18 protein-coding genes and 1 pseudogene are annotated in these 23,417 nt (G+C 73.0%); 6 read left to right on the top strand and 13 right to left on the bottom strand.

Annotated features, from left to right (window positions below):
- The first annotated feature begins 198 nt into the window (after positions 1–198).
- Positions 199–777, top strand: a complete 579-nt coding sequence (locus tag ACGFMP_RS04880; RefSeq protein WP_393670261.1) for a hypothetical protein — start codon at positions 199–201, stop codon at positions 775–777.
- A gap of 7 nt (positions 778–784) precedes the next feature.
- Positions 785–1,213: a DUF2752 domain-containing protein gene (locus tag ACGFMP_RS04875; RefSeq protein WP_393670260.1), complete on the top strand. Its 429-nt coding sequence runs from the start codon at positions 785–787 to the stop codon at positions 1,211–1,213.
- A gap of 14 nt (positions 1,214–1,227) precedes the next feature.
- Here the strand turns inward: ACGFMP_RS04875 and ACGFMP_RS04870 are convergent, their stop codons facing one another.
- The 5 genes from ACGFMP_RS04870 to bldG form a co-directional block, all read right to left on the bottom strand.
- Entirely contained in the window at positions 1,228–2,769 is a 1,542-nt protein-coding gene (locus ACGFMP_RS04870) for a methyltransferase (RefSeq protein WP_393670259.1), read from the bottom strand.
- Positions 2,770–2,863: 94 nt separating this feature from the next.
- Positions 2,864–3,445 (bottom strand): small secreted protein, encoded by a 582-nt coding sequence (locus ACGFMP_RS04865; RefSeq protein WP_393670258.1) that lies wholly within the window; start codon positions 3,443–3,445, stop codon positions 2,864–2,866.
- A gap of 405 nt (positions 3,446–3,850) precedes the next feature.
- Positions 3,851–6,250 carry a sodium-translocating pyrophosphatase gene (locus ACGFMP_RS04860; protein ID WP_393670256.1) on the bottom strand — a complete coding sequence of 800 codons (2,400 nt, stop codon included), beginning with the start codon at positions 6,248–6,250 and terminating at the stop codon, positions 3,851–3,853.
- 200 nt (positions 6,251–6,450) lie between these two features.
- Positions 6,451–6,864 (bottom strand): ATP-binding protein, encoded by a 414-nt coding sequence (locus ACGFMP_RS04855; RefSeq protein WP_393670255.1) that lies wholly within the window; start codon positions 6,862–6,864, stop codon positions 6,451–6,453.
- 76 nt (positions 6,865–6,940) lie between these two features.
- Positions 6,941–7,282 carry an anti-sigma factor antagonist BldG gene (bldG, locus tag ACGFMP_RS04850; RefSeq protein WP_031520166.1) on the bottom strand — a complete coding sequence of 114 codons (342 nt, stop codon included), beginning with the start codon at positions 7,280–7,282 and terminating at the stop codon, positions 6,941–6,943.
- Between the two features lie 182 nt (positions 7,283–7,464).
- On the opposite strand from bldG, the gene ACGFMP_RS04845 reads away from it, so the two are divergent.
- On the top strand, positions 7,465–10,032 hold the full coding sequence (locus ACGFMP_RS04845) for a DEAD/DEAH box helicase (RefSeq protein WP_393670254.1): 2,568 nt from the start codon (positions 7,465–7,467) through the stop codon (positions 10,030–10,032).
- A gap of 321 nt (positions 10,033–10,353) precedes the next feature.
- Here ACGFMP_RS04845 and ACGFMP_RS04840 read toward each other — a convergent pair.
- The 6 genes and pseudogenes from ACGFMP_RS04840 to ssd form a co-directional block, all read right to left on the bottom strand.
- A pseudogene (locus ACGFMP_RS04840) lies at positions 10,354–10,656 on the bottom strand (Rv3654c family TadE-like protein); the annotation flags it as partial.
- Positions 10,653–11,054, bottom strand: a complete 402-nt coding sequence (locus tag ACGFMP_RS04835; RefSeq protein ID WP_393670253.1) for a TadE family type IV pilus minor pilin — start codon at positions 11,052–11,054, stop codon at positions 10,653–10,655. The gene ACGFMP_RS04835 and the pseudogene ACGFMP_RS04840, both read right to left, overlap by 4 nt.
- Positions 11,041–11,364 (bottom strand): DUF4244 domain-containing protein, encoded by a 324-nt coding sequence (locus ACGFMP_RS04830; RefSeq protein WP_393670252.1) that lies wholly within the window; start codon positions 11,362–11,364, stop codon positions 11,041–11,043. Before ACGFMP_RS04830 ends, ACGFMP_RS04835 begins: the two co-directional genes overlap by 14 nt.
- A 116-nt stretch (positions 11,365–11,480) precedes the next feature.
- Positions 11,481–13,412, bottom strand: coding sequence for a type II secretion system F family protein (locus ACGFMP_RS04825; RefSeq protein WP_393670251.1), 1,932 nt, complete (start codon positions 13,410–13,412; stop codon positions 11,481–11,483).
- 102 nt (positions 13,413–13,514) lie between these two features.
- Positions 13,515–14,669, bottom strand: a complete 1,155-nt coding sequence (locus ACGFMP_RS04820) for a TadA family conjugal transfer-associated ATPase (RefSeq protein ID WP_393670250.1) — start codon at positions 14,667–14,669, stop codon at positions 13,515–13,517.
- Positions 14,666–15,775: a septum site-determining protein Ssd gene (ssd, locus tag ACGFMP_RS04815; protein WP_393670248.1), complete on the bottom strand. Its 1,110-nt coding sequence runs from the start codon at positions 15,773–15,775 to the stop codon at positions 14,666–14,668. Before ssd ends, ACGFMP_RS04820 begins: the two co-directional genes overlap by 4 nt.
- Before the next feature lie 438 nt (positions 15,776–16,213).
- On the opposite strand from ssd, the gene ACGFMP_RS04810 reads away from it, so the two are divergent.
- Positions 16,214–17,059, top strand: a complete 846-nt coding sequence (locus tag ACGFMP_RS04810) for an HAD family hydrolase (protein WP_393670334.1) — start codon at positions 16,214–16,216, stop codon at positions 17,057–17,059.
- 372 nt (positions 17,060–17,431) lie between these two features.
- Here ACGFMP_RS04810 and ACGFMP_RS04805 read toward each other — a convergent pair whose 3' ends face one another.
- Positions 17,432–18,292 carry an oxidoreductase gene (locus ACGFMP_RS04805; RefSeq protein WP_393670247.1) on the bottom strand — a complete coding sequence of 287 codons (861 nt, stop codon included), beginning with the start codon at positions 18,290–18,292 and terminating at the stop codon, positions 17,432–17,434.
- 106 nt (positions 18,293–18,398) lie between these two features.
- Between ACGFMP_RS04805 and ACGFMP_RS04800 the strand changes: the two genes are divergently transcribed.
- On the top strand, positions 18,399–19,427 hold the full coding sequence (locus ACGFMP_RS04800) for an ATP-binding protein (RefSeq protein WP_393670246.1): 1,029 nt from the start codon (positions 18,399–18,401) through the stop codon (positions 19,425–19,427).
- Here ACGFMP_RS04800 and ACGFMP_RS04795 read toward each other — a convergent pair.
- The gene (locus ACGFMP_RS04795) at positions 19,408–20,832 is read right to left on the bottom strand and encodes a hypothetical protein (RefSeq protein WP_393670245.1); all 1,425 of its coding nucleotides are present in this window, start codon (positions 20,830–20,832) and stop codon (positions 19,408–19,410) included. The genes ACGFMP_RS04800 and ACGFMP_RS04795 overlap by 20 nt on opposite strands.
- Positions 20,833–21,096: 264 nt before the next feature.
- On the opposite strand from ACGFMP_RS04795, the gene ACGFMP_RS04790 reads away from it, so the two are divergent.
- Complete coding sequence (locus tag ACGFMP_RS04790; RefSeq protein WP_393670244.1) at positions 21,097–23,373, top strand: bifunctional SulP family inorganic anion transporter/carbonic anhydrase; 2,277 nt, start codon at positions 21,097–21,099, stop codon at positions 23,371–23,373.
- Positions 23,374–23,417: the final 44 nt, after the last annotated feature.

Raw genomic sequence — 23,417 nt, 5'->3', positions numbered from 1 at the left:
AACCCGACAAGCGGTCTGTCTGCCGCATGGACGGGTCATGTCAGAGTCGGCCGAGACCCGGGACACCCCCCGGCGGGTGAACCCCGGCCGGTTGCGGCGGGGGACGCGACGTGGCGGGCGCGGGCTGCGAGGATGGTCGGCAACCAGCGCGGCGCCGGCCTTTCCGCGCCGCCGGCCGCAGCGGTACAGGGGGACCGGATGACCGACCAGAATCCGTACGGGGCCGACCACTCCTACGGCACCGACCCGTACGGCACCGACCCGCAGGACGACCCGCGGGTCCAGAAGACCTCGCTGCCGTCCTACCAGCCGACCATGCCCGCGCTGCCCGGCTACGGCATCCCCCCGCAGGTCGCCCGGCCGCCGTCCCCGGCGCCCGGGCCCGGCTGGCAGCACGGCGGTGCGGCGCAGCAACAGCAGCAGTACGGTCCCGGCGCCACCCTGATGACCATCGGCGACATCGCGATCACCCAGGGCGGCATCATGACCCCTGCGGGTCTGCTGCCGCTGCGCGGCGCGGTCTGGACGGCGTCCGACATGTCGCAGACCCAGGCCAGGACGCCCCCGTACGCGATCGTGCTGGCCGTCCTTTTCTTTCCCGCCTGCCTGACCGGCCTGTTCTTCCTGCTGATCAAGGAGTACGAGACGTCCGGCTTCGCCCAGGTGACGGTCAACAGCGGTGGCAAATACCACGCCACGATGATCCCGGTGCGCCGCCCGCAGGATGTCTACGCGATCATGCAGCAGGTCAACTACGCCCGCAGCCTGAGCGCGTGACGCACCGGTGACCACTGCGGGAGCCCGTCCGGCCGGCGGCGCAGGGCCGCTGCGGCGGGCGGCCGCGCATCCGGCCGCGGCACCGCTGGGCGCACTCGCGGCGGGCCTTGCCGGGGCGGCCTTCCTCTACCGCACCGATCCGCACCAGCCGGGCCACTGGCTGCCCCGCTGCCCCTTCAACTGGGCCACGGGGCTGCTCTGCCCGGTCTGCGGCGCCACCCGGATGGCCTACGACCTGCTGCACGCGGACCCGGTGCGTGCCTTCCACGACAACGGCCTGCTGCTGCTCTGCACCCCGTTCCTGCTCGCGGTCGCCGGGCGCTGGGCGGTGGCGGGGCTGCGCGGCCGGCGTTGGCGTCCTGTGCTGGGCGCGCGGGCGTCCTACGCGGTGGGCGCGGTGCTCGTGGCGTGGGCGGTGCTGCGGAATCTGCGCTGACACCCGTGTGACGGTCAGTGCGGCGGGTTGACGCCTTCGTGCACGGGGTCGAGGAAGCCCTGCTCGACCAGCATCCGGATCGACTCGGGCGTACGGTCCCGCAGCACCACCGGGTCCTCACCGAGCAGTTGTGCGATGGCGTCCACGATCCGGCCGGCCGGCAGGGTGCCGTCGCAGACCCCCGCGAAGCCCGCGCCCACCGTGTCGACCTTGGTGGCCCTGCGCATGCCGCGGGCCGAGCGCAGCACCACGTGCTCCGGGTCCTCGGCGCCCGGCATCCCGACCTGCTCCTGCACCACCTCGTCGGCGAGCGTGAAGCGGGCTTCGAGCAGGTCGGCGTCGTCGTGGCGGCGCAGGAAGTCCTGCCGGGCGAACCACGCGGCGATGTGCGGGCCGAGCGGCTGCTCCACCGGGTGCGGCCACTCCTCCGCGGTGATCACCGGCTGCTGCGCGCCCGACTTGCGCAGGGTGATCCAGCCGAAGCCGACACCGCTGACCTTGGCACGCTCGAAGTCGTCGAGCCAGGCGTCGTAGCGGGCCGCGTACGCCGCCGGGTCCGCGCGGTGGTCACCGCCGTCGCGCAGCCACAATTCCGCGTACTGGGCGACGTCCTGCACCTCGCGCTGCACGATCCAGGCGTCGCAGCCGCGCGGCACCCAGCCGCTGACGCGCTCCCGCCAGTCCTGGCCCTCGGTGTGCTGCCAGTTGGCGAGCAGCTGGCACCAGCCTCCGTCGTTGAGGTGGTCGGCGGCCTGCTGGACCAGCGTGCGGCACAGGTCGTCGCCTCCCATGCCGCCGTCGCGGTAGGTGAAGCGGCTGTCCGGTGAGATCACGAAAGGCGGGTTGGAGACGATCAGGTCGTAGCGTTCGTCGCCGACGGGCTCGAAGAGGCTGCCCCGGCGCAGGTCGGGCTCGTGCGCCCCGGACAGGGCGAGGGTGAGCCGGGCGAAGTGCAGGGCGCGCGGATTGAGGTCGGTGGCCGTCACGCGGGTGGCGTGCCGGGCTGCGTGCAGCGCCTGGACGCCGGACCCGGTGCCGAGGTCGAGCGCGCTGCCGACCGGTTCGCGCACCGTCAGCCCGGCCAGCGTGGTGGACGCACCGCCGACGCCCAGCACCAGGTCGGCCCGGTCCACGCCGGGGGCGCTGCCGATTCCGCCGGCGCCACCGACCGCGCACCCCAGGTCGGACACGATCCACCAGTCGGCGCCGCCGTCACCCGCGTAGGGGCGTACGTCGACGGTGGCGCGCACCTCGTCGCCGTCGCGCAGCAGCCAGCCGTCCGCCGTGTGGCCGTCGAGGCCGGGAAGCGCGGCGCGGGCCCGTTCCCAGGGGACGGGGCATTGCAGGAGGAAGAGCCTGACCAGGGTCTCCAGCGGGCCGGCGCCGCGGGTGGCGCGCAGCGCGGGGACGGTCTCCGCACGGGACAGCGCGGCATAGGCGACGGCGCCGAGCAGGTCCAGGCAGCCGTCGGCCGTGAAGGCCGCGGCTCGCAGGTCGTCACGCAGGGCGCGCGCGCTGTCGGGTACGGGGAGGCGGGGCGTCTTCACACCGGCCATTGTCGCGGAAGCGCGGCCGCCCGGCGCCCGGTGCGCGTACCACCGGGCCGCCGGGATGCGCGCGGGGGCGTGCGCGGGCGCTGCGGGACAGTGCTCAGGAGCTGGCGGGGGACGCCGTGGCGGGCACGCTCTGGCAGCCCGGCTGCTTCGCGAGCGCCTTGCCCTGGTCGCCCTGGCGCAGGGCGGCCAGGGCCTTGTCGCCGTCGGCGCCGACCTGTTTGAAGGAGTCGGACACCCCGCTCAGGCCCGCGGCGAACTTGTCCTGGTCGGTGGTGTCCAGCCCGTCGATCTGCTTCTTCAGGCCCGCGTACTGGGTGGACAGGGTGGTGAGGGAGGTGACGGCCTTCTGCTGGAACTCGGTGCCATCGCTGCCGGGTGCGGCGCCCGCCTGGCTGAAGATGCCGGCCCAGGCCTTGTACGCGTCGGAGATCTGCTGGAAGGCGGCGGAGTCCGCGGCCTTGATGTCCTCCGGCTTGCCGCCGCTGTCGACCTTGGTGAGCGCGGCGTTCGCGGCGTTGATCTTCTTGGTCTGGGCCGCGGTCTGGTCGCAGACGCCCTTTGCCCAGGCGTCCAGTTCCTTGCCTGTGTCGTCACTCGAACACGCCGCCAGCGACGACAGCGCCAGCAGCGCGACCGCACCGGACAGCGCGGCCCCGAGCCTGTGGTTCAGCTTCACCGGTTGGGTCCCTTCCGTGGCCTCACGGCCCCGGAACTTACACGGGAAGGGGGTGTCGACCGCGAATCATCGGAAGAATTTGCCACCATTCGTCCGATATTCAAGCCATTCGTATCAAGCGACGGTACGCTGCCGGCCGGCAGCACGGACGGTGCCGTCCGGCGGCCGTCGAGCGGTGGGTACCCGGGCAAATCCGGGCACCCACCGCAGGGGTGACGGTGTGGCAGATGTCACACCGCGACATGTCGGGCCGGGCGTGGCGTCCGGCACCGGACCGGACGCCACGCCTGACCCCGGGTCAGGCGCCGCACGGACACACGGGGTCAGGCGCCGCACGGACACGGGGCCAGGCGCGGGCCAGGCGCCGCACGGACACGGGGCCCCAGGTGTGGCCGGGACATGGGGTCAGGCGGCCACCGTGGAGCCGCTCGAGGTGCGGTCCTGCCCCCCGTCGCCGTCCCCTTCGTCCATGTCGTCGGCGCCACCCATGGCGACACCCCGGCGCTTGGAGATGTAGACCGCCGCCACGATCACCACGATCGCGATGCCCGCCACGACGATCCGCACCGCGACGTTGGCGTCGACGCCGTAGCTGAACTTCACCACCGCGGGTGCGATCAGCAGCGCCACCAGGTTCATCACCTTGAGCAGCGGGTTGATGGCCGGGCCCGCGGTGTCCTTGAACGGGTCGCCCACGGTGTCGCCGATGACGGTCGCCGCATGCGCCTCGCTGCCCTTGCCGCCGTGGTGGCCGTCCTCGACCAGCTTCTTGGCGTTGTCCCACGCCCCGCCGGAGTTGGCCAGGAAGACCGCCATCAGGGTGCCGGCGCCGATCGCCCCGGCCAGATACGACGCCAGCGAGCCGATACCGAGGCTGAAGCCCACCGCGACCGGGGCCAGGACCGCGAGCAGGCCGGGAGTGGCCAGCTCGCGCAGGGCGTCCTTGGTGCAGATGTCCACCACCCGGCCGTATTCGGGCAGCTCGGTGCCGTCCATGATCCCCGGATGGTCGTGGAACTGCCGGCGCACCTCGTAGACCACCGCGCCCGCCGACCGGGACACCGCGCTGATCGCAAGGCCCGAGAAGAGGAAGACCACGGCCGCGCCGAACAGCAGCCCGACCAGGTTGTTGGGCTGGGAGATGTCCAGCGACAGCCAGCGGGCGTCGGAGGCCGCCGGATGCGCCGTGTCGACAGCAGTGTCGACGGCTTCCTTGAACGACCCGAAGAGCGCCGTCGCCGCCAGCACCGCCGTGGCGATGGCGATGCCCTTGGTGATGGCCTTGGTGGTGTTGCCGACCGCGTCGAGGTCGGTGAGCACCTGGGCGCCCTCGCCGTGGACGTCGCCCGACATCTCGGCGATGCCCTGGGCGTTGTCGGAGACCGGCCCGAAGGTGTCCATGGCGACGATGACGCCGACCGTGGTCAGCAGGCCGGTCCCCGCGAGCGCGACCGCGAACAGCGCCAGCCACACCGACGTACCGCCGAGCAGGAAAGCGCCGTAGACCGACAGCCCGATCAGCATGGCCGAGTAGACGGCGGACTCCAGGCCAAGCGACACACCGGACAGCACGACCGTCGCGGGGCCCGTCAGCGAGCTCTTGCCGATGTCGCGGACCGGGCGCCTCGACGTCTCGGTGAAGTAGCCGGTGAGCTGCTGGATCAGCGCGGCCAGCACGATGCCGATGGCGACCGCCACCAGGGCGAGCACCCGCGGATCACCCGGGTGCCCGCTGATGTCGGCGCCGACGCCGTCCAGATCCGCGTAGGAGGACGGCAGATAGGTGTAGACGGCCACCGCCACGCCGACCATCGAGATCACCGCGGAGATGAAGAAGCCGCGGTTGATGGCCGACATGCCGCTGCGGTCGCTGCGCCGGGGGGCGACGGCGAAGATGCCGATCATCGCGGTGAGCACGCCGATCGCCGGGATGAGGAGCGGGAAGGCCAGGCCCGAGTCGCCGAAGGCCACCTTGCCGAGGATCAGCGCCGCCACCAGCGTGACGGCGTAGGACTCGAACAGGTCCGCCGCCATGCCGGCGCAGTCCCCCACGTTGTCGCCGACATTGTCCGCGATGGTCGCGGCATTGCGCGGATCGTCCTCAGGTATGCCCTGCTCGACCTTGCCGACCAGGTCGGCGCCCACATCGGCGGCCTTGGTGAAGATGCCGCCGCCGACCCGCATGAACATCGCCAGCAGCGCCGCGCCGAAGCCGAAGCCCTCCAGCACCTTGGGCGCGTCTGCCTTGTAGATCAGCACGACGGCCGAGGCACCGAGCAGGCCGAGCCCGACGGTGAACATTCCGACGACACCGCCCGTCCTGAATGCGATCTTCATCGCCCGGTGCGAGACCTCCGTCAAATCGGCGGGTGGTTCACCGGGTTCCGGTGTCGCCGCTCTCGCCGCCGCTGCGACCCGCACATTGCTGCGCACCGCGAGCCACATTCCGACGTATCCGGTGATCGCCGAGAAAACGGCGCCGACCAGAAAGAAGATCGACCGGCCGATACGCTGCGAGGTGTCGTCCGCGGGAAGCAGCATGAGCAGGAAGAACGCCGCGACGGCGAAGACCGCCAGGGTACGGAACTGCCGTGCGAGGTAGGCGTTGGCGCCTTCCTGCACGGCAGCAGCGATCTTCTTCATGCTGTCGGAGCCTTCGTCCGACGCGAGCACTTGACGTACCAACACCGCGGCGAGCGCAAGGGCGGCCAAGGCGACCACCGCGATGATCCATACGAGCAGGCGGTTTCCGTCGGTGAGCACCGGATCCGCAGCGAGCGTGTGAGGGGTAAGTGGCCCCGCCATTCGTCCTCCTTGACGTTTGGCGCATGGGCGTGCGGCTCCTACGGCTCGACAAAGCCGCGACGCTCAGGCGAGCTGAGCAAGATGGACGGATTGTAGGGAGCCGCAGAAGATCAAAAAAGGGTGCCGGTAGGGAATTCCCACGGCAATTGCACAATCGGGCTTTGGGGGGAGAAAGATCGTCGGCCCGTGCGAGCCCTTTTCTAGACGGAGGCGGTGGGCCAGCTCATGCGGATCACTCCGCCGCCGGCACCCTCGATGACCTCGACGTCGTCCACCAGACCGCTGATCACGGCCAGGCCCATTTCACCCTCGTCGTCGGCCGCCTCGTCCGCGCCGCCGTCCGGCGACGAGCCGGAGGCGTTGCCCGGAACCTCGTCGACGACCTCGATGGAGAACTTCTTCTCGTCCTCGTTGAGCATCACCCGAACCGGCGCCTCCACGCCGTTGCTGCGGTGCAACCCGACAGCCCGGCTGCAAGCCTCGCCCACGGCGAGCCGGACCTCGTCGAGAGCCGCCTCGTCCACCCCCGCTCGGCGCGCCACGGCAGCCGCCACGAGCCGTGCTGTACGCACATGCTCCGGCTGGGCGCTGAAGAGCAGTTCTACGGTGGGCATGTCCTCCCCCTCGGTCTTTGGGCATCACAGGGGTCCGGACGGTGGCCCGTCCGGTACCCCTTCGCTCGGGCGAAGATCAGTCGGTCGCCGCGACAGCCTCGTCGACCGAGGTGTGGATCGGGAACACCTTGGTCAGACCGGTGATACGGAAAATCTTCAGGATGCGCTCCTGGTTGCACACCAGTCGCAGCGACCCCTCATGCGCGCGCACCCGCTTGAGGCCGCCGACGAGCACACCCAGTCCGGTGGAGTCGAGGAAGTCGACCCCCTCCATGTCCACGACCAGGTGGTAACTCCCGTCGTTCACGAGCTCCACAAGCTGCTCACGCAGCTTGGGCGCGGTGTACACATCAATCTCGCCGCCGACCTCGACGATCGTGCGATCGCCGACGGTTCGGGTCGACAGGGACAGGTCCACGGATCCTCCAGCACCTTGCATCGACGCGGCTCCCCCGGGGGCCTCCCCACCGAGGAGTAGGGGCCTTCCCACCGAAGGTAGGGGAAGGACCGGCAGCCGCGATGGCATTCAATCACTTCGCAGTGCGCCAGCACGACGCCTTACTGCGTTTGTCCGTCACGCCGGTGACACACTGAGTGCCGATGGCCCAGGATCAATGTCCGCAGTCGGCGCACGGCCGCCCGTCCCCCCGCACCGCTTTGGAGCGGCTTGCCGCGGGGGCAGACCGGGACGCACGCATCACCCATACGGAGCACCTGCCCCCGCGGGTCGGACGTCATGCATCCTGGCCCGAGGGCATCCGGCCGGAGGTCGTGGCGGCCGTCGCGGCGGCCGGGATCGACCGTCCGTGGGAGCACCAGGCGCGCGCGGCGGAGCACGCCACCCGCGGCGAGTCGGTGGTGGTGTCCACCGGCACCGCGTCAGGCAAATCGCTGGGCTATCTGGCTCCGGTGCTCAGCGCCCTGCTGGACGGGATCGACTCCCCGGGTGCGGGCGGGCGCGGCGCGACCGCCCTCTACCTGGCGCCCACCAAGGCCCTCGCCGCCGACCAGCGGCGGGCCGTGGCCGCTCTCGCCGCTCCGCTGGGCACCTCGGTGCGTCCCGCGGTCTACGACGGCGACACGCCCGTCGAGGAGCGCGACTGGGTCAGGCAGTACGCCACCTACGTCCTCACCAACCCGGACATGCTGCACCGCGGCATCCTGCCGGGACACGCCCGCTGGTCCTCCTTCCTGCGCCATCTGCGCTACGTCGTGATCGACGAGTGCCACACCTACCGCGGTGTCTTCGGCTCGCACGTCGCCCAGGTGCTGCGCCGGCTGCGGCGGATCTGCGCCCGCTACGGGGCGGAACCGGTCTTCCTGCTCGCCTCCGCCACCGCCGCGGATCCCGGGCGCGCCGCCGCCCGGCTCACCGGGGTGCCGGTGGCCGAGGTCACCGACGACGCGTCCCCGCGCGGCGAGCTCGCCTTCGCGCTGTGGGAGCCGCCGCTGACCCGCCTGTCCGGCGAGCACGGGGCGCCCGTCCGCCGCACCGCCACCGCCGAGTCCGCCGAGCTGCTCACCGACCTGGTCCTCCAGGGCGTCCGCACCGTCGCCTTCGTACGCTCCCGGCGCGGCGCGGAACTGGTCGCGCTGATCGCCCAGGAGCGGCTCGCCGAGATGGACCCCTCGCTCCCGGCCCGGGTCGCCGCCTACCGTGGCGGCTACCTCCCCGAGGAGCGCCGCGCCCTCGAACGCGACCTGCACTCCGGCCGGCTCCTCGGCCTCGCCTCCACCTCCGCGCTGGAACTGGGCGTGGACGTCTCGGGGCTCGACGCCGTCCTGCTGGCCGGCTACCCGGGCACCCGCGCATCGCTGTGGCAGCAGGCCGGCCGGGCCGGGCGCTCCGGGCAGGGTGCCCTCGCGATCATGGTCGGCCGCGACGACCCGCTCGACACGTATCTCGTCCACCACCCCGAGGCGATCTTCGAGCAGCCCGTCGAGTCCACCGTCCTCGACCCTGACAACCCCTACGTCCTCGCCCCGCACCTGTGCGCGGCCGCCGCCGAGCTGCCGCTCACGGACGACGACCTGGCCCTCTTCGGCCCCGAGGCGCCCGCGCTCGTCGGGCAGCTCGAGCGGCGCGGGCTGCTGCGGCGCCGGCCCGCCGGCTGGTACTGGACCCGCAGGGAGCGGGCCGCCGACCTCACCGACATCCGCGGCGAGGGCGGCAAGCCGGTCCAGGTCGTGGAGTCGGCGACCGGGCGCCTGCTGGGCACGGTGGACGCCTCCTCCGCCCACACTGCCGTCCACGACGGCGCCGTCCACCTGCACCAGGGCCGCACCTATCTGGTCGAGCACCTCGACCTGGACGACGGCGTCGCCCTGGTCACGCGCGCCGACCCGACCTACTCCACGATGGCCCGCGACACCACCGCCGTCCGGGTGCTCGCGGCCGACATCGAGGAGCCCTGGGGCGAGGCCCGCATCCACTTCGGCTCGGTCGAGGTGACCCACCAGGTGGTGTCCTACCTGCGCCGCCGGCTGGTCAGCGGCGAGGTCCTCGGCGAGACCAAGCTCGACCTCCCGCCGCGCACCCTGCGCACCCGCGCCGTCTGGTGGACGGTGACCGACGACCAGCTCGACGCCGCCGGCATTCACCCGGAGGAACTGCCCGGCGCCCTGCACGCCGCCGAGCACGCCTCCATCGGCCTCCTTCCGCTCTTCGCCACCTGCGACCGCTGGGACATCGGCGGCGTGTCCGTGCCCCTGCACGCGGACACCGGCCTCCCGACGGTCTTCGTCTACGACGGCCACCCCGGCGGCGCCGGCTTCGCGGAACGCGCCTTCCACACCGCCCGGAGCTGGCTCGCCGCCACCCGCGAGGCCATCGCCGCCTGCGAGTGCGACTTCGGCTGCCCCTCCTGCGTCCAGTCGCCCAAGTGCGGCAACGGCAACGACCCGCTGGACAAGGCCGCGGCGATCCGCCTCCTCACCTGCCTCCTCGCCTCGGCCCCCGCCGACCCGCCCCTCGCCGGGCCGCCGGCCGGGCACGGGGGCGGGGACACTCCGCCGAAGCCCTCCGCGGGCCCCGGCCGCGACGAGCCGTCCCTGGCCCCGGCCGCGGGCGTCACGGCCGGAACCGACGAGGGACCGTCCCGCTCCGGCCCTCCCGACGGCGCGGACGGCGACAGGGATCCCGGCAGGCCCGGCTCCGCCGACGGATGACGGCCCCGCCCGCGATCCCCGGGCCCGGCCGACGTCCCCCACCCCTGCCCGCGTGCCGCCCGCCCACGAGACCGGCGCGGCCCCGCGCCACACCCCGCCGACCACCCGAACAGAAACCGCCACGGCGCCGGAGCCCGCCACGGGCAACGGCTCCACCCGCAACCGCAACGCCCCTCCAGCAGCGACCTTCGCCCCCACCACAGCCGCCACCCGCGTGCCGCCCGCCCACGAGACCGGCGCGGCCCCGCGCCACACCCCGCCGACCACCCGAGCAGCAACCGCCCCGGCGCCGGAGCCCGACTCGAACGCAGGCCCCGCCCGCGACCGCACCCGGGCTCCGCCGACGTCCGCCACCACGTCGGCGATCTCACCGGTGACGGTGCAGGCGGCCAGCCGGGCGCCCTGGGCGCGGGCGACCTCGGTGGCGAGGGCGCAGGCGGTGGCACGGCCGTCCAGGGCGTGGTCGGCCGCCGCGAGAGCCGCCAGGTCGGCCGCGGCACCCGCGCGGTGCCGCAGCACGACCGCCTGGGCCAGGAAGAGGCCCGCCGCGAAGAGCGTCAGCAGCACCGCGATGATCCCCAGCGACCACACGGTGGCCGACCCCCGGTCACCACGCCGGGTCATGGCGCGTCTCCCCCGCCCGCCACCGTGTCCTCGGCGAGGGCCGCCGCCCGCGCCGTCAGGGTGACAGGGAACCGCGGCAGGGGAACGGTCACCCTGACGGTGACCATGTCCCCCGCCCGTCCCACGCTCACCCGGGCTCCGGACGGCGCGGCCTCCCGCACCACCGCGACCACGTCGGCGGCCGGTTCCGACCTGGCCGCCGCCCGCGCCCCGGCCCTGGCCGCGTCGACGCACTCCACCTGCGCCGCCGCGGCCATCACCGCCCAGATCAGCAGCCCCGCCACCACGACGAGCACGGGAATGGTGATCGCCGTCTCCGCCGTGACATAGCCCCGCTCGTCCCGCACCGCGGCCACGGGGCCGCGGCCGGGATCCGCACGGCGGTCAGAAGGGCGCATGGAGTGCCTTCTCGATCACCGCGGTGAGCGCGGACCGCACAGGCCCGCTGGTCACGATCTTGTAGAGCACGGCCGCGAAGCCGCACGCCGCAATCGTCCCGACGGCGTATTCCGCCGTGCTCATTCCGGCCTCGGCCGCCGTCCGGCAGGCGCGCATCCTGCGGTCCCACCGCCCTGGGCGGCGCCGCCCAGCCGGCCTGCGGCTGCTCACGTCCACCGGCCCCGGCCCCGGCTGCGGCTGCGGCTGCGGCTGCGGCTGCGGCCGGGACTCCCGCGCGACCGCCGCCTTTGCCGTCCTGAAGATCTTCATGTCGACTCCTCCTGCTTTGTGTTGTTTCGTGGTCGGTTCCGGGGCGCCCCCGGACCCGGTTCGGGGCGTGCTGAACCACGCCCCCGGTGTGTGATGGGTCCGCCGCTGCCGGCAGGTCAGTCGCTGCCGAGGACCGTCCCTGCCAGGCCGATCACCACGGGCACGACGCCGACCAGCAGAAAGGCCGGCAGGAAGCACAGGCCGAGCGGCGCGGTGGCCAGCACCGCGGCCCGCCTGGCCCCGGCGAGGGCGGTGCGGCCGTGCGCGGCGCGCAGGTCCGCGGCCAGCCGGGACATCTCCGCCACCGGCGCACTACCGGTGGTCGACGCCCTGGACAGGCACCGGCCGATCTCGCGTGCGGCGGGCAGGGCGCCGAAGCGCTGCCAGCACTCCGCGGGGTCACCGCCGAGCCGCAACTCGGCCTGAGCCCGTATCAGCGCGTCCCCGAGCGCCCCGTCGAGACAGCCGCCCACCGCTCCCGCCGCCTCTCCGGGGCTTGCCCCAGCGGCGAGGCAGGCGGCCATCAGGTCGGCGCACAGCGGGAGTTGTGCGGGATCGGGCTGCGACGCCGATACACGGCCGTCTGCGGCCCTCCGACGGTCGCGGAGCACCCGCAGGACCCCGGCGGCCGCCGACAGCCCCACAGGGACGCCCAGCGCCCCGCCGGCGAGCGCCCCCGCCGCGATCCCGGCAGCCGCCGCGGCGCCCCAGCGCCGTACCGGGCCGCCGACCGCCTGCCACAGCCGCTCGGGGTCGACCCGCCGCGGCCGAACCTCGCCGAGCGTCGCGCGCAGCCGCCGGACCCGCTTCCGCTGCCGGGCGTCGCCCGCTGCGACGGCCAGCGCCCCGCCGGCCGCCGCCACCGCGGCCATCACTGTCCCCAGGCTGTGGACAGTCCCGCCGCCGGCCAGCGCGGCAAGCGTCACCGCCGGCAGCGCCTGCGGCCCGCGGTCCGTCCCGCCCGGCAGCGCGGTCGGCTGCCACCCGCCCTGCCTGCCACCGCCCCGGCCGTCCCCCGCCCCCGTATCGAGTCCCCCGTCAGGTCTTTCGCCTCCGCCACGACCGCCTTCCGCGGCGCGGATGATGCGGGCCGTCCAGGCCAGCCCTGCCCATTCCAGAAGGGCGCCCGCCACCAGGCACAGCAGCCCGGCCGGGGTGTGCAGCAGGATCGCCGCCGGGTGGGCGCCGAGACCCGCGCCCAGCACGACGCCGAACAGCGGCAGCAGCGCGAGCAGCCCCGCCGTGGACCGCGGACCCGCCAACTGCGCCCGCAGGTCGTCGCGCTGATCGGCCTCGGCACGCAGCGCGGCGGCCACCCGGTCGAGCGCGGCGGCCAGGCCCGCACCGCCGTCCAACGCGACCTGCCAGCAGGCCGCCACCGCGGCCAGTCCCCGCGTGCCGTCCGACAGCCGGGCGGCCGCCCGCAACGCCTGGGGGACGTCACCGCCGAATCTGGCCGCGGAGAGCAGCAGCCGGGCGGCGCCTGACAATTCCGGCACGGCCGCCCAGCCGGCCGCATCGATCGTGTCGCCGAGCGCCGCGTGCGGCGGGCGCCCCGCCCGCAGGTCCCCGGCCAGTGCGCCGCACAGCGCGCCGACCGCGGTCGCGCCGCGCTCCGCCGCCGCCCGCTCGGCCCGCCGCCGCAACGCACGGCCCGTCAGCGGGACCGCTGCCGCTCCGGCCAGCAGCGGCAGCACGGACCGGGTCGACACCGCGAGCACCACCCCGACCGGGGCGCACAGCGCCTCCACCCGGGCCCAACGGCCCGCCCGTGCCGCCCATCCGCGCCCAGGAGCGCTGCCTCCCCTCCGCACGGCATACCGCTCAAGGCGGCGCCGCAGACCTGCGGCCGCCTCCCGCATCCGCTCCCCGGGCAGCCCACCGGAACCTCCCGCCGGCTGCTCCCGCTTCCGGCCGCCCCACCGGGTCCCGTCGAGCGTCCTGCGTGCCCGCCGCCGCGGCCCGCCGCCTTCCAGCGCCGTCCACAGGAGTACGCCCGCGCACATCACAGCGGCCCACACCACCGCCATCGGATCAGTCGCGCTCATGCCACACCCCCGCAACCGCTGCGGCGGTTCCCCGGCGACCTGCCCCCGGCGCACGGCGCCCCTGGCCGGTGCGGCTCGCCGGCGCAGAACAACCTGCCGCGTTCATGCCGCACCCCTGGAACACAGCTCCGTCAGCCGTGCCCAGCCCGGACCGCGTTCGACCACTCCGTGACCGTCGCGCAACATGGCGGGGACGGTGCCGACCAGGCCGTCGGGCCCGCGGCGCAGCACATGGATCTCGGCGACCCGGCGCAGCCCGGCGGGGTCACGGACCAGGTGGACGACGAGCGAGAGTGCCGCCGCCAGCTGGCTGTGCAGTGCCGCCCGGTCGAGTCCCGCGGTCGAGCCGAGCGCTTCCAGCCGGGCCGGGACGTCCGCCGCCGCGTTGGCGTGAACGGTGCCGCAGCCTCCTTCATGGCCGGTGTTCAGGGCGCTCAGAAGATCCGTCACCTCCGGTCCGCGCACCTCTCCCACCACAAGCCGGTCGGGCCGCATCCGCAGGGCCTGGCGGACCAGGTCCCGCAAGGTGACCTCGCCCGCCCCCTCCTGGTTGGCAGGCCTGGTCTCCAGCCGGACGACATGCGGATGGTCGGGCCGCAGTTCAGCGGAGTCCTCGGCCAGCACGATGCGCGCGCCGGGGTCGACCAGGCCGAGCAGGCAGCTCAGCAGCGTCGTCTTGCCGGAGCCGGTGCCGCCGCTGATCATGAACGACAGCCGCGCGTCCATCACGGTCCGCAGCAGCGAGGCCGTCCCGGAATCCAGGGTGCCCGCGCCGACGAGTTCGCCGAGGGTGAAGGCGCGCGAGCGCACCACCCGCAGCGACAGGCACGGCGATCCGACCACGACCGGCGGCAGCACCGCGTGCAGCCTGGTGCCGTCGGGCAGCCGCGCGTCCACCCATGGGCGTGCGTCGTCCAGCCGCCGCCCCGCGCTGGTGGCCAGCCGCTGGGCGAGCCTGCGGACCGCGGCGGTGTCGGTGAAGCGGACGGTGCCGCGCTCGAGACCCCTGCCGCGGTCGATCCACACCTCGTCCGGTCCGTTGACCAGGATGTCGGTCACCCGCGGGTCGGCGAGCAGCGGCTCCAGCGGTCCCGCTCCCACGAGTTCCGATCTCAGGGCCCCGACCACGTCGAGGACTTCGGTGTCCCCGAGCAGTCGGCCCTGGGCGCGCAGCGCGGCCGCGACCCGGGCGGGTGTCGCCTCGCCGCCGTGCTCGGCCAACCGGAGCCGCACGGCATCGAGCAGTTCGGCGCTCATACCGGCACGCTCCCGCCGCCTGCCAGGGCCTGCGTGAGGAAGGCGGTGCAGAAGCGGGCGAGCGGTCCGCGCCCGGACGAGCCCGGCGGTCCGCCGCGGGTGACCGCGTCGACAGCCCTGCCCTCCAGAGGCAGTTCGCCTGCCAGCGGGAGTCCGACGAGCCGGGCGGTCTCCTGGTCGTCGAGGCCGGAGTCGAAGGGGCCGCGGGCCACCACCCGCAGGTCCTTGAGGACCATGCTGACGGCCGCCGCGACCCGGGTGGCGGCCGCGACCGCCCGCAACTCGGCGGGCACGACCAGCAGTCCGACGTCGATCTGCGCCAGTGTCTCGGCGACCGCCTCGTCGACCCGGCGCGGCAGGTCGACCACCACCACCCCGCCGCGCCGCCGGGCGGCGCCGAGCACGGACCGCATGGCCTGTGCGGGGATGAGCACCGAGTCCCCGCGATCCCAGCTGAGCACGCTCAGCGATTCGAGTCGCGGCAGGGACTCCTCGAGCGCTCCGCTGTTGACCCGGCCGCGGGAGTCGGCGAGGTCGGGCCAGCGCAGGCCGCCGGTCCTCTCCGCCCCGACCAGGATGTCGAGGCCGCCGCCGAGCGGATCGCCGTCGATCAGCATGGTGCGGCGGCCGGCCCGCGCCGCGGTGACGGCGAGAGCGCAGGCCAGTGTGCTGGCACCGGCGCCGCCGCGGCCGCCCACCACTCCGACGGTCAAGGCGGGTCGGCCCACGCCTTCCGCGATGTCGGCGATCCGGTCGACCAGCCAGTTCTCCGCGTCGGGCAGCAGCAGGACGTGGTCCGCCCCGATGTCGAGCGCTCTGCGCCATACCTCGGAGTCGTCCAAGTCCCGCCCGATGAGCAGGACTCCCTTGCGCCGAGCGCTGCCGCGGACCTGGCCGGTCGCCTCCGCGCCCACCAGGACCAGCGGCGCGCTGTCCCAACTCGACGCGCGTGGAGGGGCCGAGAAGACCACTTCCGGTTCCGAACCGGCGGCAGCGCACAGCCGCAGCAAGTCGTCGAGGAGCCTTTCGTCCTCCGTGACAATCAGCGGTCCCGGCGGGTGTTCGCCCGTCACCTGCAGTGGCTCGGGCTTCATGGATCCGAACATTTCTCTGTCCCCCGTCGCTTGTGATGCGAGCACGGCGTGCATCGCTGAGATCAGCTTGGGGTGAGAAGCGGGAATTGGGATGATCTTGGTCGGAATCTGTGGACAACTCGCCGATTGTGGATAACTGGGCACCCACACGAGTGACTTCACATCGACCGGGCAACGATTACTGACCGTCACACGTCGTATCGGTCAGAGCCAGGACGCAGGGGAAGGGGACCGGCATGTACGAGCACGGCGCAGGACCCGGCCGAAGGCGGCAGAACGGGTCCGGACATGCGACGACCCCCGCCGGGGGGGAGAGCGGGGGTCGTCCCCACGGTCCGACTCGGGGGGGGAGGAGCCAGACCGGGTTAGCACGGTCGCGAACGATCCGTGACTTCCATGGTGTACCCGATGGCCTTCCAGAGCAAACCCACGCGCCTGACCTTAGGCCGAATGGTGGTTGCCTATGCTCATCCTGTGGAAAACCACCTGCCACCGCGTACCGCGGCGTTCTTCGATCTCGACAAGACCGTGATCGCCAAGTCCAGCACGCTCGCCTTCGGGCGATCCTTCTACCAGGGCGGTCTCATCAACAGGCGCGCGGTATTGCGCACCGCATATGCCCAGTTCGTGTACTTGGTCGGCGGCGCAGATCACGACCAGATGGAAGGCATGCGCAAATACCTGTCCGAGCTGTGCCGTGGCTGGAATGTCCAGCAGGTGCGGGAGATCGTCGCCGAGACCCTGCATGACCTGATCGACCCGATCATCTACGACGAGGCCGCCTCGCTCATCGAGGAGCACCACGCCGCCGGCCGTGACGTCGTCATCGTCAGCGCGTCCGGCTCCGAGGTGGTCGAGCCCATCGGCGAGATGCTCGGCGCCGACCATGTGGTGGCCACCCGGATGGTCGTGAAGGACGGCGCGTACAACGGCGAGATCGAGCACTACGTGTACGGCCCCGCGAAGGCCGAGGCGATCGAGGAGCTCGCCCGCTCGGAGGGCTATGACCTGGAGCGGTCCTTCGCCTACAGCGATTCGGTGACCGACATCCCCATGCTGGAGTCGGTCGGCCACCCCTACGCCGTCAACCCGGACCGCGCCCTGCGCCGGGAGGCCGCCGCGCGCGAGTGGCCGGTGCTCACTTTCAGCCGCCCGGTGCGGCTCAACCAGCGCATCCCGTCGCTTTCGATGCCGCCGGGGACGGTGCTGGCCGCCGCCGCGGTGGGAGCCGCCGCGGCCACGGCGGGACTGGTCTGGCTGGCGGCACGCCGACGCCGGCCGCTCCTTATGTCATGATTCGACCGGAAAGCAATTAAGCGCGACCGGGGGTTCCGCTACCGGCCGGTCGGCGGTAGAAAGGACTTAGGCCCGCGAGACCACGGACTTCCGAGAGGAAGACCGCAGTTCAGAGCAGTCGGCCCCACGGACCGCGCACGAAAGCCGAGCACCCACGCGTAGCCGACCCGCCAACCGGGCCAGCCGCACCAGGTGACGGGCGAAGTCCCCGACCTGATGGGCAGAGAACCGAGCACGCACTGGTAACTCGGCGGACGTGCCGGCGGCGGCACCTCCTAGGTGCCGCCGCAATACTTTTCGGCCAAGCCGCCCCGCATCCCTCGACCACCGGGGTGAACCGCCAGGGAACCGCTCCCGGCCATACGGGAGTGCTCAGGCGGCGCCGCGCTGCAAGGCCTCGCAGACCGCCACGCTCTCGCGTACTCCCAGCTCCAGCGCCCGGCCGCAGTGACCGATCCATTCCGCCATGCCCTCGGGGGTGCCCGAGGCGTAGCCCTCGAGGGCCTTGAGGTAGTCGGCTCTGCCCAATTCCGCGTAGCCGACCTCGGCAGGGCAGATGGACTTCGGGTCCAAGCCGCTGCCGATCAGCACGATCCGCTCCGCGGCGCGCGCGACCGGGCCGTTGAAGGAGCCGAAGGGGCGCAGGCACAGCAGTTCGCCGTGCACCACAGCCGCCACCACCAGCGCGGGCGCCGCGGTGCCCGCCAGCAGCAGCGCGGTGAGCCCGTCGAGGCGGGCGCCGACCTCGGGGGGCTCGGGCAGGTCGATCTCCGCGACCGGGATGAGCGGCTCGTCCACAGGTTCACCGGGAAGCCTGGGCCGCCCGACCGTCGCTTCAGGCGCCGCCCCGCTCGCGGCCACCAGGTGCAGCCTGGCCAGCGCCTGCATCGGCGAGCGGCGCCACACGTCGAGCAGCTGACCGGCTTCCGCGGTCAGCCGCAGCGCCGCGCCGACCGTCCTGGCCTGGTCGTCTGCTGAGAAGTCGCTGCGCCTGCGTACCTCTTCGAGGGACCAGTCGGCACCGGCCAGCGCGGCCGACCCGCGGGCCCCGCGCAGCGCCGCCTCGGAGGTGACCTCCTCCGACCGGCGGCGCATCACCCGGTGTCCGTAGAGCTTGTCCACAGCCTGCCGGACCGTGTCGACCGCCTCGGGCACGCCGGGCAGCGTGCCGAGTACGACCATCGGGTCGGTGGACAGCCCCTGGGCGGCGGACGGATCAGCGTTCGTAGCCATGCCCACGACCCTACGCACCGCGCGAGAGGGCAATCGACCACGATCGAGTGGCCTTCCCCACTCCGACCACGCCTTCTCCGTGACCGCCCGACTACTCTTGGCGAACATGAAGATCGCTTTCGTCGGAAAGGGCGGCAGCGGCAAGACCACGCTGTCCTCGCTGTTCATCCGCCATCTCGCCGCGGCACACGTCCCGGTCGTCGCCATCGACGCGGACATCAACCAGCATCTCGGCCCGGCGCTCGGCCTCGCCGAGGACGAGGCCGCCGCCCTGCCCGCCCTCGGCGCCCACCTGCCGGAGATCAAGGAGCATCTGCGCGGCGCCAACCCGCGGATCGCCTCGGCCGAGATGATGATCAAGACCACCCCGCCCGGCACCGGGTCCCGCCTGGTGCGGCTCACCGGTGAGGACAATCCCGTCCACGCCGCGTGCGCCCGTCAGGTGGCGCTCGACGACGGCTCGGTGCGGCTGATGGTGACAGGCCCCTTCGAGGAGTCCGACCTCGGTGTCGCCTGCTACCACTCCAAGGTCGGTGCGGTCGAGCTGTATCTGAACCACCTCGTCGACGGCCGGGACGACTATCTGGTCGTCGACATGACCGCGGGCAGCGACTCCTTCGCCTCCGGCATGTTCACCCGCTTCGACCTGACCTTCCTGGTGGCGGAGCCGACCCGCAAGGGCGTCGCCGTCTACCGGCAGTATCGGGATTACGCCCGCGACTACGGTGTCGCGCTCGCCGTGATCGGCAACAAGGTGCAGGGCGAGGACGATCTCGCCTTCCTGCGCGCGGAGGTCGGTGACGACCTGCTGGTCACCGTCGGGCACTCCGACTGGGTGCGCGCGATGGAGAAGGGCCGCCCGCCGCGCTTCGCCCTGCTGGAAGAAGCGAACCAGCGCGCCCTGCGGACCATGCACGAGCGGGCCGACGCCGCGTACGAGCACCGCGACTGGGCGCGCTACACACAGCAGATGGCGCACTTCCACCGCAAGAACGCCGAAGGCTGGGGGAACGCGAAGACCGGCGCCGACCTGGCCGCCCAGATCGACCCCGGTTTCGTCCTGGACGAGAGCGCGCTCGGCGCCCCCGCGGTGGCGGCCGGCAGCAGGCCCGCGGTCAGTCCCCAGCCGGCCTGACCGGCTCGGCCGGCGCACCGGGAGCCGCCGGCGCGCCGGGAAGGGCCGGTGAACCCGGCACCGAAGAAGCGGCGGGAGCAGCGGGAGCGGCAGGCGGTGCTTGGAGCAGCGCCTTCCAACCGCCCTTCGGCGCCTGTCCCACATCGAGCCCGCGCAGCCGGTCGAGCACCTTGGGGTCCTGCAGGTCCAGCCAGTCGGCGAGTTGCTTGAAGGACACGCAGCGCACCTCCTGCTGCCCGCACACCTCTCTCATGGTGTCCTCGACGGCGTTCATGTAGGCGCCGCCGTTCCACGACTCGAGGTGATTCCCGATGACGAGCGGCGCCCGGTTGCCGCGGTAGGCCCGGTCGAAGCCCGCGATCAGGCCGTCGTGCATCTGCCGCCCCCAGGCCGCGTACTGCTCACGGTCCGCGGCGCCGGCCGCGCCGGTGGCCGGTGTGCCCGACTGGACCGAGAGGAAGCCGCCGTCCGTCGACAGGGTCTCGACGTTCCGCCCTGGAACCGGGACCTCCTGCAACGGGAAGTGCCACAGCCCGTCCGTCTTCGCCGGCCACACCTGAGGCTGGCCCGAGGGGTCGGCGGTGTAGCGGAATCCGGCCGCCTTCGCCGCGGCCGGCAGCCCTGCCGGGTCGGTACGGCAGGGGGCGCGCCCGCCGACGACCCCCTTCACGTAGTCGAAAGGCAGCGGGTCGAGGGCGGTGAGGCCGGTGTTGGTCTTCCAGTGCTGGGTGAAGTCCTGCGCCTGCCGGATCTCACCGGCCCACTCCGCCGCGGTCCAGGCCCCTGGACCGCTCTGCGCCGCGTCCTCGACACCCCCGGTGCCCGCCGTCGCCGCAGCGGCGAGCTGGTCGGCTGCGTCGCCGTCCTGCCCGCAGAAGTGGCCGTTGAAATACGTGCCGATCTCGCTGCCGTCCGCCCAGGCGAGTCGCAGTTCGTGCAGGGTGTCGGCGATGGTCGCCCGGTCCGTGAGGCCGGTGTCGGAGGTGCCGCGCGGGTGGCGCGGCGGCGCGTAGAGGTCCTTGTGGTCGGCGGGCAGCAGGCTGACACCGCTGAGGAAGTACGTCATCGCCGCGTCGTTGCGCTCGCCGAAACCGCGGACGTAGGACAGCAGCCGCCGGGCGTCCTCGACGGCGCCGTCCCAGGAGAAGACCACGAACTGCGGCGGCTTCTCGCCGGCGCGCAGCCGGTGGAAGTCCGGCTGGCCGGGCTGCGGCCCGGTGTCGGCGGTGGAGCCGTCACCGATCGACCGCAGCACACGGGGTGCCTGGGGGGCGGCCTCGACGCCGGGGCCGCCGGGGCCGTCCGAGCCCTGGCGGACGTCGACGCCCGACGAGCAGGCGGTGGCGCCCAGGGCCAGCATCGCGGCGGCGACGCCCGCGGCGAGGAAGGTCGGCGTCTTGCGCACGGAGTGCATCGGTACCTCGCATCGCAGGGGGTCGGCGCGTGTGACCACAGGCTGAACCCAAGCTGACACGGTCACCCGGCGTGGCCGAATCGACCGGCCCGTTCATCGGCTGAATCACTCGATAGCAGTAAATAAGGCACGGATCCGACCTCTGGACATCACTCTCCGCATTCAATCCATTACTCTTCATTTACCGGCTCTTGAGCGTAGCGAGTGATGACACTGCGCTACCGAGTCCCGCCGCCCACCGAAGGAGACGGGAAAATGAGACTCCGCAGCACCCCCCATCGATCCGATCTGTCCGCTTCGATCACGGTCTTCCTGATCGCTGTCCCCCTCTCGCTCGGCATCGCGCTGGCGACCGGCGCCCCCCTGCAGTCCGGCCTGGTCGCCGCGGCCGTCGGCGGCATCGTCGCCGGCATGCTGGGCGGCGCACCGCTCCAGGTCAGCGGCGGCGCCACCAGCCTTGTCGTGGTCACCGCCGACCTCGTCCAGCGGTACGGCTGGCGGGCCACCTGCGCCATCACCGTGCTCGCCGGGCTCGTGCAGCTGCTGCTCGGCGTGCTGCGGGTGGCCAGGGCCACGCTCGCGGTCAGCCCCGCCATCGTGCACGGCATGCTGGCCGGTATCGGTACGGTCATCGCCGTCGGCCAGCTGCATGTCGTGCTCGGGGGCAGCCCGCAGAATTCGACGCTCGACAACATCGCAGCGCTGCCCGGCCAGCTGATCGCCAGTCACCCCACGACCCCGATCATCGGCGCGCTCACGGTGATCGTGCTGCTGGGCTGGCCCCGGCTCAGAGGCCGTACGGGCGAGGCGCTGCGGAGGATCCCGGCACCGCTGGCCGCGGTGGCACTGGCGACACTGGCCGCCGCCGGACTGTCGGTGCCCCGGGTCGAGTTGCCCTCCTGGCGGACACCCGCGCTGCCCGCGCTGCCGGAAGGCCCGGTCCTGGGCGTGGCCGCGGTGGTCCTCACGGTGACCCTGGTGGCGAGCATGGAGTCACTGCTCTCCGCGGTCGCGGTGGACTCCCTGCAGGCCAAGCGGAAGGCCGGCGCGCAGTCCGCGCCGACGAACCTGGACCGCGAGCTGCTGGGCCAGGGCGCGTCCAACGTGCTGTCAGGCCTGTTCGGCGGCCTGCCGATCGCCGGCGGCGCGATGCGCGGCTCGGCCAACGTCGAGGCCGGCGCGCGGACCCGGTGGGCGACCGTGATGCACGGGGCGTGGGTGCTGCTGTGTGCGGGGCTGGCGGGAAGCGCCCTCGAAGCGATCCCGCTCGCCGCACTGGCCGCGCTGGTGATGCTGGTCGGAGTGCGCATGGTGAGCTTCGCCCACATCCGCCACATCCAGCGGCACCGCGAATTCCCCGTGTACGCGGCCACGCTGGGCACGGTGGTGGTCTTCGGGGTGCTGCAAGGCGTGGTCGCCGGCGGCGTGGTCGCGGTCTTCCTGGCACTGCGCCGGCTCACCCGCACCCGGGTCACCGTGACCGAGGAGCCGCAAGGCCACCGGGTGCGGGTGACCGGGCAGCTGACCTTCCTTGCGGTGCCTCGGCTGACCAGGGCGTTCGCGCAGGTGCCGGATGGTGCCGATGCCGTGGTCGAGTTGGACGGGTCGTTCATGGACCACGCGGCGTACGAGGCGCTGCAGGGCTGGTGCGCGCGGCACAGGTCGCGCGGCGGCCGCGCGGTGTTCGGCGACGGCACGGGGCGGGCGGTCATCGAGCCGCTCGGCGCCCACGCCTGCCGCCCGTGGACGCCGTGGCGCAACCACCACTGCACGCGGTCGGAGACCGTGCCGGCCACCAGCGGCGGCCAGTTGCTCGGCGGCGTGAGCGCCTTCCAGCGCAACACGGCACCGCTGGTCCGCGAGGAGCTGGCCAGGCTGGCGCGTGAGGGACAGCGGCCGGGGCAGCTGTTCATCACCTGCGCGGACTCCCGGCTGGTCACGAGCATGATCACCTCCAGCGGCCCGGGTGACCTGTTCACGGTTCGCAACATCGGGAATCTGATGCCGCCGCCGGGGTCCGACGCGTCCTGCGACTCGGTGGCCGCCGCCGTCGAGTACGCGGTGGACGTCCTGGGGGTCTCCAGCATCACGGTGTGCGGGCACTCGGGGTGCGGTGCGATGCAGGCACTGCTCGGCTCCGACCACGAGCCGGGCGCGCAGACACCGCTGGCACGCTGGCTGCGGCACGGCAGGCCCAGCCTTGCCCGGATGTCCAGGATCAGCCGGCTGGGGCGCGGCGAGGTGGCGCTCGCCGACCGGCCGGTGGCCGACGACCACGAGAGGCTGAGCCTGGTCAACGTGATGCAGCAACTGGAGCATCTGATGGCACACCCGTGCGTGGCCCGCCGGGTCTCGGAGGGCGCACTGCAACTGCACGGCATGTACTTCCACGTCGGTGAGGCGCAGGCGTACATCCTCGACCCGGCGACCAACGTCTTCGCCGCGGTGGAGCCCGAGGCCGGACAGCAGGTGATGCCGGTGGCGGACGCCGGCCCGGAGCCCGAGGCCCACGGCCTGGCCACAAAGGTCTAAACCATTTTTGGGGTCAGCCCTTGTCATGGTGCGCCGGGACTGAT

This window comes from Streptomyces sp. NPDC049040 (assembly GCF_043197715.1).
Taxonomy (GTDB): Bacteria; Actinomycetota; Actinomycetes; order Streptomycetales; family Streptomycetaceae; genus Actinacidiphila.
This window is presented reverse-complemented; position numbering and strand designations above follow the sequence as displayed.